Origin of the sequence: Priestia sp. YIM B13491, from assembly GCF_042787605.1 — a bacterium.
Lineage (GTDB): Bacteria > Bacillota > Bacilli > Bacillales > Bacillaceae_H > Priestia > Priestia megaterium_E.
Genome location: NZ_JBHZOR010000002.1, coordinates 757,835 through 774,856 on the forward strand (window position 1 = coordinate 757,835; position 17,022 = coordinate 774,856).

The window sequence follows — 17,022 nt, forward strand, 5'->3', positions numbered from 1 at the left end:
AAAGGAGACTCCTTTCTTCTTTTTTTACTGAGCAGCTTTTTTTAATCTTGATCCTACGTCACTTCCAAAGGTCACTCCTAAATCACCGAGCCATCTTCTATAGGCAATACTCAATCGGTCCGGATTCAAATGAAGCTCTGCTTGTAAGTCAAGCGGCAGCTCTTCTGGTTTTTGACTTTCCACAATACTGGTATCTTGTTCAATAATAAGCTGCTGAAAATCGCGGAAATATTGATCAGGTGCATCAAACGAATAGTTTCTAGAAACCAGCGCAAACACCGTGGACTTTCTTTCCTCTTCAGGTAAAACCGCAAACAGCATTGAAAAGATTTCACCCGTTTCATAGTTCACTTTTTTCAATCTTGCAACAGTAGGACGAAGAATTTCAAAGGTATAATAAATAGTCGCAAAGTTACCCGTACCATCTGCATCTGCGTACACAGCGATTTCATCAGAAACGTATCGGTTATCTTTCCAATGCACCTTATAATCAGGAATTTCGGCGTAGTCAGAGTGTCCAAGGCTTCCTTCGTGAACAAAAGCCAAATGGCTTACATCTAGAAAGTTTTCTACGACACGAGGAGCTGCTGCCTGCAGAGTATGAGAGTTGGCGCAAACCGTTTTGAATCCGGAGTTAAGATGTTCGTCATACAGGGGAAGAGGAGTATCGCCCGCCTCTCTATTCATCTTCACCCATATAATTCCGTACTTTTCAACGCAGTCATACACCTGTGCTTTTGCTTTTGAAGGAATAGCTCTTCCTGGCGGCTGTTGAGGAATTTTCACACAAGCCCCGGCATCATCGTATTTCCATCCGTGGTAAGGGCATACAATGCAATCATCTACCACCTTTCCAAGAGATAACGCTGCACCGCGATGGATGCACAAATCTTTAAATGCTTTAATGGCATTAGTTGTGCGAAAAAGCACAACTCGCTCTTCTAAAATCGTTACTTGCAAGGGCTGATCTGTTAAATCATGTGAATAAGCTGCAGGCAGCCATTCCTTAGCCAATACTAAATCTTTAATCATCTGCATCGCCTCCGTACAATAAGTAAATTTATTTCTTGTTTATAAAAAAAACCGCAGAAATAGAAGGAGTGCTTCTACTTCCGCAGCTTTTTCGTTCCGTAAAACAGACTATAAGCGCGCGAAGATTCTACATGATTGCAGATAGAGCGACCTTAGCACTTCATCTACAATGACAATACGTGTTCATCGCTATTTTTTTAATCTCAAAACCTAACCCTTATATATTGAATAAAGAGCGGCCAGCCGCTAAAAGCTTTTCTGTCCACTGATTTCTCTTAGCTTTACTTTATCAATTTCCCACTGAAAAATCTCTTGATTTGTAAGCATCTCTAACATAATTTTTTCGGTTAAACGAATAAAAGCTGCGGTTTTAAAAACCGCAGCTTGCTTTATTATGAGCTCATATAACTGGCTGTATATTTTTTCGTCTGCTTTTGTATTTCTTGATTTAAATGTTTGAAAAATGAGAGGGTTTCTTCATAATCCGTCGCTTTTTCATGAAACTTCAATGTAAGACTTTCTTCAAACAACGTTTCTCCTTGATGACCAACCGCTTTCAGCTGAACATCTGTAACAATACCTTGCGAAATCGAACATAATAAATAATTAAAGCAATGAACCGGAACGATATGCATGAGATGAAAATCATCGATAGTTCTATCACTTTTTGTTTTCTTAAATTCCACGGTGAGTTCTTCCGGATGAATAAACACATTTATATGCTGTTTGGACAAACAAGTAGGATTCATTTTTTGTGTATACTCACAAAATTCCAGTCCAATAAATACAGAATTCTCGGAGTCAGCTTCAATAAAGATTTGCGAATTTTTTACCATTGTCCTCGTCCTCCATATTCAATCTAGTTCCCCCATCACTCGCATTCAGTTGTAGAATATTTCCATCTTTTTTCTATTCTATCATTGATTTTTCTCAGTGCCTATTTAACAGGCGGAAGTTCTCTTTAAAAGAGAGGGAACTGACAGGCAGTTCTTTATGTGAGAAGAATAGGCAAAAGACACCTCTTTTATTTTCTTGAGGTGTCTTTTGGTATCATCAGCCTGTATTACGCAACCCTGCTGCAATGCCGTTAATCGTTAATAACGCTTCTTTTAAAAGTTCTTCATTTAACGTTCCAGCCTCATCTTCACGCAGCTTGGAAATGACTTTAACTTGTAAGAATGTTAGAGGGTCCACATACGGATTTCGTAATTTAATAGATTCTTTAATCGTAGGAAGATGATCCATTAGTTCTTTTTGACCTGTGATTTGAAGAATCATTTCTTTTGTGAGATTATACTCTTTTTTAATGGCGGTAAAAATCCGCTCTGAAATAGCCGGGTCTTGTACCATTTCCGTGTATTCTTTTGCTGCCATTAAATCTGCTTTTGTTAAGGCCATTTGCAGATTATCGACGGTCGAGCGGAAAAATGGCCATTCTTTATACATTTGCTGAAGAAGCTGTATATCTCCCGACTTCTCTACTAAATGCTGTAAGCCCGTACCTGCAGCGTACCAGGCTGGAAGCAGCTGTCTGCTTTGCGTCCATGCAAATACCCACGGAATTGCTCGCAAGTCTTCAAAGCGATCACTTCCTTTTCGACTCATTGGACGTGACCCAATATTTAAAGCTCCCAGCTCAGGAAGAGGTGTAGCTTGTTTAAAATACGTTAAAAAGTCTGGATCTTTGAAAACAAGCTCTTGATACTTACGTAAAGAAGCAGTTGAAATCTCGTCCATTGTTTCTTCCCATTCATGTGTACGAATATCACATTGTTCAGCTTCTTGAGAAACATTTGCTGCCGCTGTAAGAAGAGCTGAGACCGCTTGTTCAAGGCTTCGGTAGGCAATGTCATATAAAGCGTATCTAGAAGAAAGAACTTCTCCTTGCTCTGTAATTTTCACGCCGTCTCCTAGCGTCTCAACAGGCTGAGATAAAATGCTTCGGTTTAACGGTCCACCTCCTCGGCCTAGTGAGCCGCCTCGGCCATGGAAAAACTTCAGACGAACTTGATACTTCCTCGCCATATCGTGAATTTCCTGCTGCGCTTTATAGAGCTTCCAATTAGCAGTAAGCGTTCCTCCGTCTTTACTTCCATCTGAGTAGCCAAGCATAATTTCTTGCAAATCCTGCTGTTTCCTTAAGTGCTCACGATAAAAATCTAATTGAAATAGCTGTTCCATAATTTTAGGACCCGCTGTGAGATCATCAATCGTTTCAAGCAGCGGAGCTATATTTAACTTACTTTCAATGCGGCCATCTGCATGAAGGCGATAAATACCTGCTTCTTTGGCAAGTACCATGACTTCTAACAAATCACTTGCAGACTGCGTCATGCTGATTAAGTAGACTTCAATAGATCTTTCTCCAAATTCTTTATGTGCTCGATGTATCATATTAAATACTTCAATTACTTGCTGCGTTTCTTTAGAGTAATTCTCTACAAACGATAGCACAGGTCTTGGGTCTTGAAGAACTTTCCCTAACAGCTCAACTTTTTTCTCTTCTGTTAACGCTGAATAATCTTCAGCTAAAGAAACCGCATGGAAAATTTCTTTGATTGCCGCTTCATGTTCCCCGCTGTGATTACGGATATCAAGCGTTGCTAAATGAAAACCAAACAGCTCAACTTGGCGAATTAATTTACATAAGCTTTTTAACTGATAATCCTGAGGCTGGTGCTTTTGCAAACTGTCTTTGATTAGAAGTAAATCATGTAGAAGTTCTTCCGACCTTTGATAACCCGCTTCCGACTCTCCAACTAAATTTAATTTATGAAGCATAATCGTAAGCTTGCAGCGATACACTTCGTGTTTGATTCTCCATCGCTTTTTCTCAGGCAGCAGCGATATTTCTTGATTAATAGAATCAAGCAGATTATCTGAAACTGCGACTCTTTTTGTAGACTGACTTAACCTTTGTCTCAATTGAGTAAGCGACTCTTTATATTTACGAATAGCTAACTTTCTTTGTTTGACAAGCGTTTGCCACGTTACTTTGGGAGTTACGTTTGGATTTCCATCCCGGTCTCCGCCAATCCATGAACCAAATCGAAGAATATTAGGCACCTTCCAATTTTCTTGGGGGTAATTCTCCTGCAATGAATTTTCCAACTCCTGATGAAGTTGAGGAAGCACTTCAAATAACGTTTCATCAAAATAATATAATCCATTCGATACTTCATCCATTACGGTTGGCTTGCGATCTCGCAGTTCATTTGTTTGCCATAAAATCAACACTTCGCTAAACAGTCTTTCTTCAATTTCCGTACGTTCGCGTTTTGTTAACGTTGGATTATCCAAGTTTTTGAGAAGCTCAGCCATTCGTTTATGAATATCAAGAACACTTCGTCTAGTGGCTTCTGTTGGATGAGCAGTGATGATGAGCTCTAGAGATAAAGTTTGAAGCAAGTTAGCAATTACGTCTGGCGCCACTCCATTATTTTTAAGCGAAACAACGGCACTTTCCAATGAGCCCGGCTGCATAATAGAATCTTCTTGCTGCTGATATTCCCGTCTGCGACGAATTCGATGATTTTGCTCTGCAATATTAACTAAATGAAAATAAACTGCAAACGCCCGAATAACCTGCTCGCGCATCGGCTGTTCAAGAGTAACGATTTCATTTTTTATTTCTTTATAGATAACTTCATCTTTGTTTTCTCTAAGTGATTTTGCTACTTCGCGTATTTTTTCTACTTTGTTGAGCAGTTCTTCTCCACCTTGGTGAACCAGAACTTTCCCTAACAATTGACCGAGAAACTTTACATCACGGCGCAGGGCAGTGCTGCTGTTTTGTCTTTCTGCTGCTTCTACTGTTACCATTAGACACGACACCTTTCTTTATAAATGTTGTACTTTTTAAACTTTTTAGAAAATTATATTAAATCCATATTACCATGAACGAAAATAAATTTCATATAATTTTATTTCCTCCTCTCGTTCAGGAGAGGAGATTCATCAAATATAGAAAGAGGTTAAGACATAACTAAATGAATCCAATCTAAAGACGAACAAATGGGATACATAAGCTGAACCGCTTGTGACACCGCAGTTGATTACTGTGCAAGACTTTGCTTTCTGCGGGCGGTCGATGAGCCTCCTCGTCTCTTTCGCTTTTCCCCCGTAGTCTTCGTCTTGCTCTCCAATCAACTGCTAGAAGGAACGAAACAGATGAAACCTACGTTCACCATAACAAAAAAAACGAACCACTAATCAAACACGTTGATCACTGGTTCGTTTTTCATTTGAGCTAAAACACTTTTGTCTCGGCCTCTCTTTTATGCTACCAAGGTTGTCCTAAATCCAATACCGATGCTAGTTCATTGCTTTTTTTACGCACTTGCTTACGCGTGGCAGCGCGATCTGCCCCCGTTTGAAACAGGTATTTTTCTTCTTCTGTTTCTGGAATAAGCTCCGGTACTGCACGGGGCTTTCCATCATCATCCATTGCCACAAAAGTTAAAAATGATGTGGCTGCAATTTGACGCTCCCCGGTTTTTAAATTTTCTTTAATCACTTTCACAAACACTTCCATGGATGAACGACCTGTCCATGATACGTATGACTCCAAACATACAGAATCCTGAGGCGTAATAGGGTGCAGAAAATGAATAGAGTCTGCTGAAGCTGTTACACACTCTGTACGACTGTGACGATAAGCTGAAATGGACGCAATCATATCAATATCACTCATTAACTTTCCGCCAAATAACGTATTGTGATTATTAATATCATTAGGAAAAATGCGGCTCGTTCGAACAGCCTTTGTATCTTTACAATAATTTGCTTTCATTAGTAAGAACCTCCATTGATGCCTATCATAATAAGAATAAAAGAATGAATGAACCTATACTAGCATATTTTGATAAATTTAGCTTTACAAAAAACTCGTTGATTTATTTACAGAAAACAAAAAAGAGAAGAAAAATTCTTCTCTTTTTTGTCTATCGAATATAGCTTGATCCAAACGTTTTACCTAAAGAATCACTGTATAGGTCACTTGGTTTCACAGTCCATTTCCCATCTTCTTTCACCATAAAAATTCGTAGGGGGCGACTTCCTTCTTTTGTTTCCAATTCATTTACAATATCTTTGAAGTGAGAAGCGGCAAACTCTTCAGAGTGTTCTGTATCATAATCCTTCGTTTCCTCTGTGTAGGCTCGTTTAAGCTGCGATACGTATGAATACAAGTCTGATAAATTAAGAGTCGTGTACTCCACCTCTACTACTGCTTTATTATTTGCATTCGCAATCACATTTGTTTTCACGCTTGCTTTTTCTTTTAAAACATCTTTATACATGTTAAAAAAGTCTTTTTTTGCTTTGTCGGTTAAACTATTAGAAAACGCACCTTTTAATTCTTCTTTAAACGCTTTTTTCTGTTCTTCTATAACAGCTGTTTTATCTGCTGTTACATATTTATCATAGTCTACGTTTTCTTTATTTAAGTAAAGGACTTCTGTATAAGCTTGCAGAGCTTTTTCTGGGTCTTGCAGCTTATTATAGCTTTTCGCGTATTTCTTTGTATCCAGTGTTAATGTCACTTCGTCAATTTCTTCATCATAATCAGATGATTTTGGCTGAAGCCCAATTTTATACTTTTTATCTTTTTTGACTTCAAAGACAAACGTTAAATTTTTTTGCTTTCCAGCACCAATTTTGTCAGATGCACTGCTTTCTAGTCCGAGCTCACGACTGTTCACTCCCGTTTTTGGAGACAGCTGTTCATCTCCTTCGTATAAATAAACACCGTCATAATCCGATAAAGATATACTGTTTTTGGAGACATTTTTCACTTTTAAATCAACTTTCAACAGCCCTTTTTCTTCACTTGTAGCTCCTTCATCACTATCTACTAAAATGTAAGAAGCGCTGTCAATAGATGCTTCAATCGCCTTATTTTTAGCCGAAGTAGACCCTCCCGTTTCCTTAGAACTGTTGCAAGCCGCTAATACTAGCATAAGTACAAAAGCTAAAGCCAAAACATTCATTTTTTTCACAGCTGCCTAATCCCCTTTATTTTGTTTTTTTAGAACTTTATCCCAAATAAAGGTTCCCTCTGTATAAATACTTAAACCTTAAAATCTATATTTTTTACAATATTTTGATAAAAACTAAGTCTAAACTCTCCACTCACCTAAATAAAAAAACACGAGCACTGGCTCGTGTTTTTTTATTTAGATTTAAAATTTTCTTGATTGATTTGTTCAGCTTCTTTCATATATCGGTTAGATTTGCCACTCTTAATTCCCCAGTAATAAAAAGCTAATGATACGCAAGCAATCACTAGCATATCCCATCCGAAAGGCAAAATATTTTTGCCTCCGAATTTTTCGCTTCCTATGTAGGAAATAAAAATCATGCACGCTAAATAGATAAGCATCCAAGCCCCGGTTAAAAATTCTTTTTTAAAGCCCACCCATTTATTTTTCGCTTGGTAATAAAAATAAACAGGCAGGCCAATTGCCATAATAAAGATCACTTCACCTGTAAGTGGCCACCTTGCCCAGTAAAGCGTCAAGGAAGCAAAAACGAAGCCGCATGGCGCAATAACTGATGCCCCTTTTAAATAAAATGGACGGTAAAAGTGTGAAGCCGTTTTTCTTAATGTTATAAGCGCTACAGGACCCATAATATAAGAGATAAGCGTCGCTACTGAGATCACTTCTGCTAAGACACCCCATCCTCTAAATAAAAAGAGAAACAAAAAGCAAGCTGCTAAATTTAGCCACATAGCTGGGCGCGGGACATTGTAAAGTGGATGAAGCGTACCAAAGATCTTTGGCAAATATCCATTTTGCTGCATCCCGTATAACATTCTAGAAGTAGTTGCCGTATATGTAGCACCTGTGCCGGAAGGAGAAACAAATGCGTCTGCGTATAACACAATTGTTAGCCAGTTAATTCCAAGCGCAATCGCTAAATCAGCAAAAGGAGAATTAAAATTCAAATGATTCCATCCATCAGCAATTGATGACGGACTTACTGCTCCGATAAAAACAATTTGCAATATAATGTATACAATTCCTGCAATAAAAATTGAACCAATTACAGCTACCGGAATCGATTTATTAGGTGATTTTGCTTCTCCTGCCATATTTACAGGACTTTGAAACCCATTAAATGCAAACACAATACCTGATGTTGCCACTGCCGTTAAAACACTGGCCCATCCATAAGGGGCAACCCCATGCTCACTTGAAAAGTTTCCGCTATGAAAACCAGCAAAAAATAAAGCCCCTGCCGTTAAACCAGGAATAATTAATTTAACAATCGTAATAAATGAGTTTGCTTTAGCAAAGAGATTTACCGTCCAATAGTTCACAAAAAAGTAAACGAATAATAACAAAGACGCAACTGCCAACCCCTTGGACGTTAAAATTCCATTATCTACTAATTCGTGAGTCCAGCGAGCCCATTTCCACGGCCAAGTACTCATATATTGCACAGATGCAATAGCCTCCACTGTTATCGTTGAAGCGATTGAAATCCAGTTAGCCCAAGCAGCCAAAAAACCAATAAATGATCCGTGTGAATACTGAGGATATTTAACCATCCCCCCTGCTTGTGGAAACATCGCGCCCAGTTCAGCATATGATAGAGCAATGGTCAAAATAACCACCATTCCAATAACCCATGAAAAAATAGCCGCGGGTCCCGCAATTTGAGCTGCTTTCCATGCTCCAAACAGCCACCCTGAACCGATAATCGAACCTATGCCTGTCATGGTTAAAGCAAATGTTCCCATCTTCCTTTGCATATTGCTCATCCAAATCTACTCCTCTTCCCTAGGAAAATAAAAAAAACACTTGCGAAAATTTCTCAAGTGTTTGCCCAGGCGCGCGGCTTATACGCTATATGCTCCCCCATGGTCATCCATGTTGCGCCAGTCACATATAGGAATATATTTTTTATCAGTATATAACATTCATTTCTATTACTCAATACACAAAAATGTTTACATTACTTTTATAAAAATAATAAATTATTCGTAAAATTCCGAATAAAACTTCTAGAAACCTCTTTTTAATTACAAAAATAACTAAAACCCTAACTTTTCTTGTTGTTTGATTCTTTTACTCCACGAGTAGATTACCTTCTAAAGATTATACTAATATATAGTATTCATTTACATAATAAGAATTAACAGCTATATATCCATAGAATTCTTGCACTAGACCCTTTACTTATATACAATATGAAGAAAAGATACTAAAGTGAACTGTCCACCACTTAGCTACGCTTGAAGTGGGAGACTTCTTTTAGGAAAACGTTAAAACCTACATATCATGCACTTCGCAACAAATGAAGTACTTCGAGCAAACTTCTCTGTTTACGCAAGCAAAAAACAGGGAAAATTACGAAAAAAGATTGTTAGAGGGATGCTTATGAATTATGCAAATGTAAAAGTTCTTTATTTTGATGACGACGGAACCATTCCAAATCACCCTCGTCTTCCAGTTTTATTGTATGAACACGTATTTATTAGTAAGAAAGAGAAAGTGGAGAGCATTTTTAATTCTCACAACTGGAAAAACAGCTGGGTAGGTGGCATACATGATTTTCACCATTACCACAGCAATTCCCATGAAGCACTAGGTGTAATTAGCGGATCTGCACGTTTAAAACTAGGTGGACATATGGGGGAAAATATCGTGGTGCATGCTGGCGATGTGCTCGTACTTCCTGCAGGAACAGGGCATATGCGTCTGCAGTCAACTGCTGATTTTAAAGTGGTTGGAGCTTATCCAGAGGGCATGGATTACAATTTACGAACAGGAAAACAAACTGACCGCCCTCACGTATTTGATGAAATTGCACAAGTACCTATTCCTACAACAGATCCTGTTTATGGCGACAAAGGACCATTGACAGAGTGGTGGAACTAGACAAGCACTTATTGTCTAGTTTTTTTATTTGCTCTGTTTTATTCTTTCCATGAATCTCTATTTGAACATACAAATTCTTTTCTTATGATGCAATAGCAATATACTTTATCTCAGCGAAATAACAAAAACTTCCCGGTCAAAACTAAATTTCTTCTTTTCCGTTCTCTTTTTGCTTCAAGAGCAACTTCGCTTAGATTATTCCCCTTTTTTTCTTTCATAATCATTTCAAATATACTCTCATCACAAGCTCTTTTTTGTTTTTCTAAAAAAATTTTCATAGATTATAACGAAATTTTCAAAAAACTTATTGCTTTACCATGTCAGACTTGCTATCATAGTGAACATTGTTAGATAAATTTTTAGTAGGAGGAGTAAAATTGAACAGAAAATTCATAATTTTTATTTTATTCATCATTCCATTTATTGCTCAATTCGCTGTTTTACCTTTTGTAAATAACATTCATCCAATTATTTTTGGATTACCTCTTTTGCATTTATGGTTATTTTTATGGGTCTTCTTAACGCCTGTATGTACATTTATTATTTATCGTTTACAAAAATCTTGGGGGGACATTGAATAATGCAAGGAAATTTAACAGCACTTTTAATCACATCAGCAATTGTTCTTGTTGTTATCGCAATTGGCTTTATAGCGGGACGTGACAAATCATCTAGAAGCTCAGTTGAAGAGTGGGCTGTAGGTGGAAGACGTTTTGGAAGCCTGCTCGTCTGGCTTTTAGTAGGAGCAGATTTATATACTGCTTATACATTCCTAGGTCTTACAAGTACAGCTTATCAGGGAGGAAGCATCGCATTTTTTGCCATCCCTTACTCTGTTTTAGCCTTTTTAATTTCATACTTTTTTCTTCCAAAGCTTTGGACTGTTGCTAAAAAGCACAAACTTACTACGCTTGCTGATTATGCCAGAGAACGTTTTAGCAGTAAATTTCTCTCCTCTTTAATTGCTATAGTAGGTGTATTGATGCTCATTCCATATATTGATCTTCAGCTTAGCGGTATTCAAGATACTCTTCGCGTTGCAGGAACTGGCTACATTAACGTAAAAGCAGTCGTTATTCTTTCATTCTTTCTTGTGGCTCTTTATACCTTTTTCAGCGGAATTAAAGGTCCCACATATACGGCAATTATTAAAGATATTTTAGTATGGGCCATTATGTTATTTATGGTTGTTTCTCTGCCAATTATGCATTTTGGAAGCTGGGGCAACATGATCGACAATGTTGCAAAGGATGCACCTCAGCTATTAACGATCCCAACACAAGGACCTAAAGGCATTCCATGGTTTATTACAGCATCACTCGTATCTGCTTTAGCTTTATTCATGTGGGCCCACGCTGCTACAGGTGTTTTCACTGCTAAAAGTGCAGATTCGCTTCGTAAAAATGCTATTTTCTTACCGCTTTACAATATTGTTTTAATTCTAGTCATCTTCTTAGGATTTATTGCTTATCAAGTATTACCTCAAGATACAACGGATCCTAGATTAGCATTATTAACCTTAATTCAGTATTCATATGGCGGCATTGGCCAAGGGTTAGCTTATGCAACGATTGCTCTTGCTTCATTAATTCCATGTTCTATCATGGCTATCGGAGCATCTAACTTATTTGCAAATAATATATTCAGAGATTTAATTAATCCAAATGTACAGGGTAAAACATTAACAATGGTTACTCGTTCTATGGTTTTCGTTGTTATTGGACTGGCACTTTTATTCGGTTTATTATTCCCTCAAGCACTTGTTTCCCTACAGTTACTAGGGGTATCTGGTATGGTACAAATCTTCCCGGCTATCGTTATCAGCCTGTTCTGGAGAAATCAATCGAAAGAAAGTACGATTGCTGGATTAGTAGTAGGGCTGGTTGTAACGTTTACCGTCCATGCCACAGGAAATTCATTTGGTCTTTATGAAGGGTTCTGGGGATTATTATCTAACTTACTCGTAGTTGTTATTTTAAATCCAATCTTTTCGGCCAAAACAAAAGCAGCAACTAACGGTGTGAAAGAAACATTGTTTTCTAAAGGCACTCCGCAAACTGAATTAAAGAAAAACGCATAAAAAAGTTCAGCCAATTGGCTGAACTTTTTTTAGATAATATTCTCTTTTTCAGAAGGGGGTGGAGTAGATTCTCTTTCCCAGCATTCGATATTTTGATTGTTTTCTAACGCATCTCTATAAAAGACTGGATTTTTCCCTTCCTTTTTCTGCTGAGTATAGTCATGCAAGGCGGAAAATGCCACTTTCGATAATAGAAAAATAGCAATCAAGTTCACGACTACCATCATCCCCATAAATAAGTCTGCCAAGTTCCATACAAGCTGAAGCTGAGCAATCGATCCAAAAATAACCATCGCTAAAACACCTACACGATAAGACCAAAGCCACATCTTATTTGAATTTAAAAACTCAATATTCGTTTCTCCATAATAATAATTGCCAATTAACGTACTAAAAGCAAATAGAAATACCATGATAGCTAAAAACCCCGATGCCCAAGAGCCGATATGGGTACTAAGAGAAGCCTGCGTTAGTTCAATGCCGCTTAGTCCCTGCTTATAGGCTGGGGATAAGAGAACGATAAATGCTGTGCTTGTACAAATCACGAGTGTATCCGTCAAGACACCAAATGCTTGGATAAGACCTTGTTTAACTGGATGACTCGTCACTGCAGTTGCCGCCGCGTTGGGAGCACTTCCCATTCCTGCTTCATTGGAAAACAGTCCGCGCTTTACTCCATTGATTAACGTTGCACCAATTGATCCCCCAAGCGCTTGTTCAAATCCAAATGCATTTTTCACAATTAGAGATAGAACCGCAGGCATTTGATCAATATTTTTAAAGATAATGAACAGAGCCATTCCAATGTATAAAACGGCCAATACGACCACGATGTATTCCGATATCTTGGCGATGCGTTTGATTCCGCCAAAAATAATTACCGCAAATATAACTGTCATAATAATCCCAACCAACAAGCGGCTCGTTCCAAAAGAGTTCTCAAATGCCAGCGTAATCGTATTAGACTGCACAGCGTTAAACACCAGGCCAAATGATAGTGTAATGAGTACAGCAAATAGCCCGCCCATCCACCTTTTATTTAACCCTTTTTCCATATAATAAGCGGGTCCTCCTCGAAACCCGTTTGATCCTTTTACTTTATAAATTTGAGCGAGTGTACTTTCTACAAAACTTGATACTGAACCGATAATGGCAATAATCCACATCCAAAATACAGCACCCGGGCCACCAAGTGCAATAGCAATCGCTATCCCTGTAATATTTCCCGTTCCTACTCGAGCTGCCATGCTTATGCAAAAAGCTTGAAACGGGGAGACTCCTCCACCTTTAGCCGCTCGTCCTTCTTTCAAAACAAGTACCATTTCTTTCAACATGCGAAACTGCAAAAAACGAGAGCGAATCGTAAAATAAATACCAATTGAGACAAGTAAAATAATTAATAAATTCGACCAAAAAAAATCATTGATGACGCTAATCACACTTTCGATTGCTTGTTGCATGCCTATCACCTCATTAAAAATTTGGTAGAACAAATGCAAAACATGAAAGTTTTTTCTCTTGGTGTTTATATTATTGAAGCGAATGAAGAGTACGTAAATAGACTAAAAAATACTCAAATCCCATTCTTTTGCGATTTTTTTTAGCAGCGTAACACCTTTTACGCTATTCCCGTATTCATCAATAGCTGGACTGTATATTCCGATACCGCATCCGTCTGGAAATGGAGACTGCTTTTTCGTATTAGGTGGCACCAATGACATGATTCCTCCCGATACACCGCTTTTAGCTGGCATACCAACAAATGCCGCAAACTTTCCTGAAGCATTATACATACCGCATGTAAGCATGAGCGCTTTTGTTAATTTAGCTACTTCTTTTGGAATTACTTGTTTATGAAACACTGGATGGTATCCGTCTAATGACAGAATTAATCCAATCAGTGCAATATCTTCAGTCGTTACTTCAATTGAGCACTGCTTTAAGTAAACCTCTAGAACTTCTTCTACTTCTCCTTGCAAGTAGTTCGTTTCTTTTAAATAGTAAGCAAGCGCACGATTTCGATGAGACGTTTGCCATTCTGATTCAAAGACCGTTTCATTAATGAGTGGTGTTTTCCCGGTAAGCATCGTTATCACATCAAACAAATAGCTTAATTTTTCTTTTGCCGTCTCCCCAGATAAAAGAGATGAAACCGTTAAAGCACCAGCGTTAATCATAGGATTGAACGGCTTTCCTGGTTTATGCATTTCCAGTCTTATAATAGAATTAAATGCATCTCCAGTCGGCTCTACATCCACTCTCTCTAGCACATAAGGAATGCCGCAGCATAAGCAAGCTGCTATAAAGCTAATGACTTTGGAAATACTTTGAAGAGTAAATACCGATTCATAATCTCCAGATTGGATAACTGTTCCGTCAGCACCAATCAAACAAATACCTAATTGAGACGAGTCCATATCTTTCAGCGCTGGAATGTAATCAGCCGTCTTTCCTTCTGACGAAAATTCTTTTATTTGTTGCACCCACTCATGTAACCGGTCTTTTGCAGTGAGCTGTAAGTAAGACATTTCCTGTTCAATTTCTCTTTTCATTAAAATCACCTCATCACTTAATTAACTTTTTATTTTAAAGCGCTTTCATAAAGCGAGATTTCATTTTCGTTTTTAATGTACAATGCAACCTACGAGAGCATACAAAAACCTACAAAACTTTTTGGAATTATATTTTTATCTTTGGCACTCTTCTCCATTGTGCTGGACGCCGTCACAATGTATACTAATTCACGAATCACTTCAGGAGGTGGAATTGTCTGAATTTTAAATCTTTCATTCGAAAAGATCCGTACATTTTATTGCTCATGCTCATTACTGTCCCGCTGGCGGGAGAGTTAAAATTTTATCCGTTAAATGAAACATTTCGAATTACATTTGGAGCTCCTACATTTTTCTTTTTCCTGTTGCTTTTAAAACGGAAAACCGTTTTAGCCGGGGGCTTGTTAACCGCTTTAAGCGTCGTTCTCTTTCGCATCATGCTCGATTATATCATGCTCGATCATTTTCAATTTGCGGCTTCTGCACATACGCATTACCCTACGTTTTTCTTCTACTTTACGTATGCACTTTTATTTTTTATTTTTAAAGTAAGCCGCATGAACTATAGTGCTATTGTAATTGGAGTGATTGGACTCATCATTGAAATTGCTGCTGATGTAGTGGAACTAACTGCGCAGTATATAGTTTTGCACACAACAATCCATGTCGATTCATTATCTGACATGGCCGTTATTGCTTTTGCTCACAGCTTCATTGTACTCAGCTTTTTTAATATGATGACGATTTATGAATCACAGTCACGGGAACGTCAAATACGCAAACAAAATGAGCACATGCTAATGCTCATTACAAGCCTTTATGAAGAAACCGTTCATTTAAAAAAGACCCTTCATAATACAGAAGCCATTACAAAAGCTTCGTACGATTTATACCGTGTATTAAATCAGCAGGAAAAAGATCATTCTGTGCTAAACCAAACGCTCAGTAAAAAAGCGCTTCGGATTGCCGGAGATATTCACGAAGTAAAAAAAGACAACCAGCGTATTTTTGCGGGCTTATCTAAAACAATTTCAAATGAAAGTTTCCAAAATTATATGAAAGCAGAGGAATTAATCGAGCTGATCGTACGCATCAACAAAAAATATGCCGATTCTCTTCACAAACAAATCACCTTTTTTTCTTCTGTAAACGGGGAACATTTCAGCTACCACGTTTATACCATTTTATCGATCATTAATAACTTGGTAGCAAACGCAGTGGAGGCGATTAAAGATGAGGGAAGGATTGTTTTATCGGTACATAGACAAGCTGAACATGTAGAATTTCATGTACAAGACAACGGTCCTGGAGTACCTTTAAAGTACGAAAAAGCTATTTTTGAACCTGGTTTCACCTCAAAGTACGATCAATTTGGAAACCCCTCTACTGGCATTGGTCTTTCTTATGTAAAAGATATTGTTCAAGAACTTGAAGGTACGATTAAAGCTACACAAGAAGACAGCGGAATGACCTTTATCATTCAAATCCCCCTTCGTAATCTAATTCAGAAAGGATGAGTTTATGCGATTTTGTATTACAGATGACGATTCAGCTATTCGTTCAACGCTCAGTCAGCTGATTGAAGATGAGGATTTAGGAGAAGTTGTAGAAGAAGTCGTCGACGGAAGCTTTTTAGATGCCTCTACGTTAAATTTAAAACAAATTGATATTTTATTTATCGATTTACTTATGCCAGGACGGGACGGAATCGAAACAATCCGTCATTTAAAAGATTCATTTAACGGAAAAATGATTATGATTTCACAGGTAGAGTCCAAAGAATTGATAGGAGAGGCTTACTCATTAGGAATTGAATACTATATTACAAAACCAATTAATCGAATTGAAATTTTAACGGTTATTCGAAAAGTAATGGAACGAATCTCCCTTGAGAAATCAATCGACGATATTAAAACCTCCTTGAATAGTTTAGCGACAGCTCATCACGCTCCCCCTTCAAGCCAGCCGATAACGAAACAAGCCCATCTATACGATGTAGGAAAATTCTTATTAGCCGAGTTAGGTATTGTAGGAGAAAATGGTGCAAAAGATTTACTGGATATTTTACAGTTTCTGTACACTTATGACCAAAGAGAAAGTGTGGAAAAACATTTTCCTTCTCTAAAAAATATTTTTGTAAATGTTGCGGAGAAAAAATTAGGAGCTCACGCGTCTTCTATTGAAATTAACCGTGAAACCAAAGCTTGTGAACAGCGTATAAGACGAGCAGTTACTCACTCACTAAATCACTTTGCTTCTATTGGATTAACAGATTTTTCAAATCCAAAGTTTGAAAATTATGCTTCTAAGTTTTTTGACTTTACAGCCGTTCGTAAAAAAATGAAAGAATTGCAGGGAGATTCTAAAATTTTGCCGATTCGCATTAACACTAAAAAGTTCATTCAAATATTCTTTTTTGAAGCAAAACGCTTGTTAAGCAAGGAAAAAAGCTGGTATTGATAGAAAAGAC

Annotated in this window: 13 protein-coding genes and 1 riboswitch; of the genes, 5 read left to right on the forward strand and 8 right to left on the reverse strand. The window is 37.7% G+C overall.

All coding sequences use genetic code 11. The annotated features are described in order from the left end of the window. Nucleotides 1–24: 24 nt before the first annotated feature. The 6 genes from ACFX4E_RS09880 to ACFX4E_RS09905 form a co-directional block, all read right to left on the reverse strand. The gene (locus ACFX4E_RS09880) at nt 25–1,032 is read right to left on the reverse strand and encodes an aromatic ring-hydroxylating dioxygenase subunit alpha (protein ID WP_028407551.1); all 1,008 of its coding nucleotides are present in this window, start codon (nt 1,030–1,032) and stop codon (nt 25–27) included. Between the two features lie 392 nt (nt 1,033–1,424). Beyond that, nucleotides 1,425–1,868 carry a hypothetical protein gene (locus ACFX4E_RS09885; RefSeq protein ID WP_050689301.1) on the reverse strand — a complete coding sequence of 148 codons (444 nt, stop codon included), beginning with the start codon at nt 1,866–1,868 and terminating at the stop codon, nt 1,425–1,427. A gap of 217 nt (nt 1,869–2,085) precedes the next feature. After that, nucleotides 2,086–4,854, reverse strand: a complete 2,769-nt coding sequence (gene ppc / locus ACFX4E_RS09890; RefSeq protein WP_098966068.1) for a phosphoenolpyruvate carboxylase — start codon at nt 4,852–4,854, stop codon at nt 2,086–2,088. A gap of 460 nt (nt 4,855–5,314) precedes the next feature. Continuing rightward, entirely contained in the window at nt 5,315–5,824 is a 510-nt protein-coding gene (locus tag ACFX4E_RS09895; RefSeq protein WP_013055518.1) for an acyl-CoA thioesterase, read from the reverse strand. Between the two features lie 151 nt (nt 5,825–5,975). Then, nucleotides 5,976–7,022, reverse strand: a complete 1,047-nt coding sequence (locus ACFX4E_RS09900) for a DUF5105 domain-containing protein (protein ID WP_377237759.1) — start codon at nt 7,020–7,022, stop codon at nt 5,976–5,978. 182 nt (nt 7,023–7,204) lie between these two features. Then, entirely contained in the window at nt 7,205–8,800 is a 1,596-nt protein-coding gene (locus ACFX4E_RS09905; RefSeq protein WP_028407547.1) for a glutamate/serine transporter AimA, read from the reverse strand. Between the two features lie 56 nt (nt 8,801–8,856). After that, a riboswitch (ZMP/ZTP riboswitch) is annotated at nt 8,857–8,935 on the reverse strand. Nucleotides 8,936–9,320: 385 nt separating this feature from the next. Here ACFX4E_RS09905 and ACFX4E_RS09910 point away from each other — a divergent pair. The 3 genes from ACFX4E_RS09910 to ACFX4E_RS09920 all read left to right on the forward strand — a co-directional run bounded on the left by ACFX4E_RS09910 (nt 9,321) and on the right by ACFX4E_RS09920 (nt 12,000). After that, the gene (locus ACFX4E_RS09910) at nt 9,321–9,920 is read left to right on the forward strand and encodes a cupin domain-containing protein (RefSeq protein WP_081085187.1); all 600 of its coding nucleotides are present in this window, start codon (nt 9,321–9,323) and stop codon (nt 9,918–9,920) included. 377 nt (nt 9,921–10,297) lie between these two features. Then, nucleotides 10,298–10,501 (forward strand): DUF3311 domain-containing protein, encoded by a 204-nt coding sequence (locus tag ACFX4E_RS09915; protein ID WP_028407546.1) that lies wholly within the window; start codon nt 10,298–10,300, stop codon nt 10,499–10,501. Then, nucleotides 10,501–12,000, forward strand: coding sequence for a sodium:solute symporter family protein (locus ACFX4E_RS09920; RefSeq protein WP_028407545.1), 1,500 nt, complete (start codon nt 10,501–10,503; stop codon nt 11,998–12,000). The genes ACFX4E_RS09915 and ACFX4E_RS09920 overlap by 1 nt, the downstream gene beginning before the upstream one ends. Nucleotides 12,001–12,029: 29 nt before the next feature. Here ACFX4E_RS09920 and ACFX4E_RS09925 read toward each other — a convergent pair whose 3' ends face one another. Together ACFX4E_RS09925 and ACFX4E_RS09930 are read right to left on the reverse strand one after the other, a co-directional pair. Further along, complete coding sequence (locus ACFX4E_RS09925) at nt 12,030–13,460, reverse strand: alanine/glycine:cation symporter family protein (RefSeq protein WP_050689307.1); 1,431 nt, start codon at nt 13,458–13,460, stop codon at nt 12,030–12,032. Between the two features lie 102 nt (nt 13,461–13,562). Then, nucleotides 13,563–14,552 carry a glutaminase gene (locus tag ACFX4E_RS09930; protein ID WP_028407543.1) on the reverse strand — a complete coding sequence of 330 codons (990 nt, stop codon included), beginning with the start codon at nt 14,550–14,552 and terminating at the stop codon, nt 13,563–13,565. Nucleotides 14,553–14,818: 266 nt separating this feature from the next. Here ACFX4E_RS09930 and ACFX4E_RS09935 point away from each other — a divergent pair, with 266 nt between their 5' ends. Together ACFX4E_RS09935 and ACFX4E_RS09940 are read left to right on the forward strand one after the other, a co-directional pair. After that, the gene (locus ACFX4E_RS09935; protein ID WP_217599001.1) at nt 14,819–16,069 is read left to right on the forward strand and encodes an ATP-binding protein; all 1,251 of its coding nucleotides are present in this window, start codon (nt 14,819–14,821) and stop codon (nt 16,067–16,069) included. 4 nt (nt 16,070–16,073) lie between these two features. After that, nucleotides 16,074–17,012: a response regulator gene (locus ACFX4E_RS09940; RefSeq protein ID WP_028407541.1), complete on the forward strand. Its 939-nt coding sequence runs from the start codon at nt 16,074–16,076 to the stop codon at nt 17,010–17,012. The last annotated feature ends 10 nt before the right edge of the window (nt 17,013–17,022 follow it).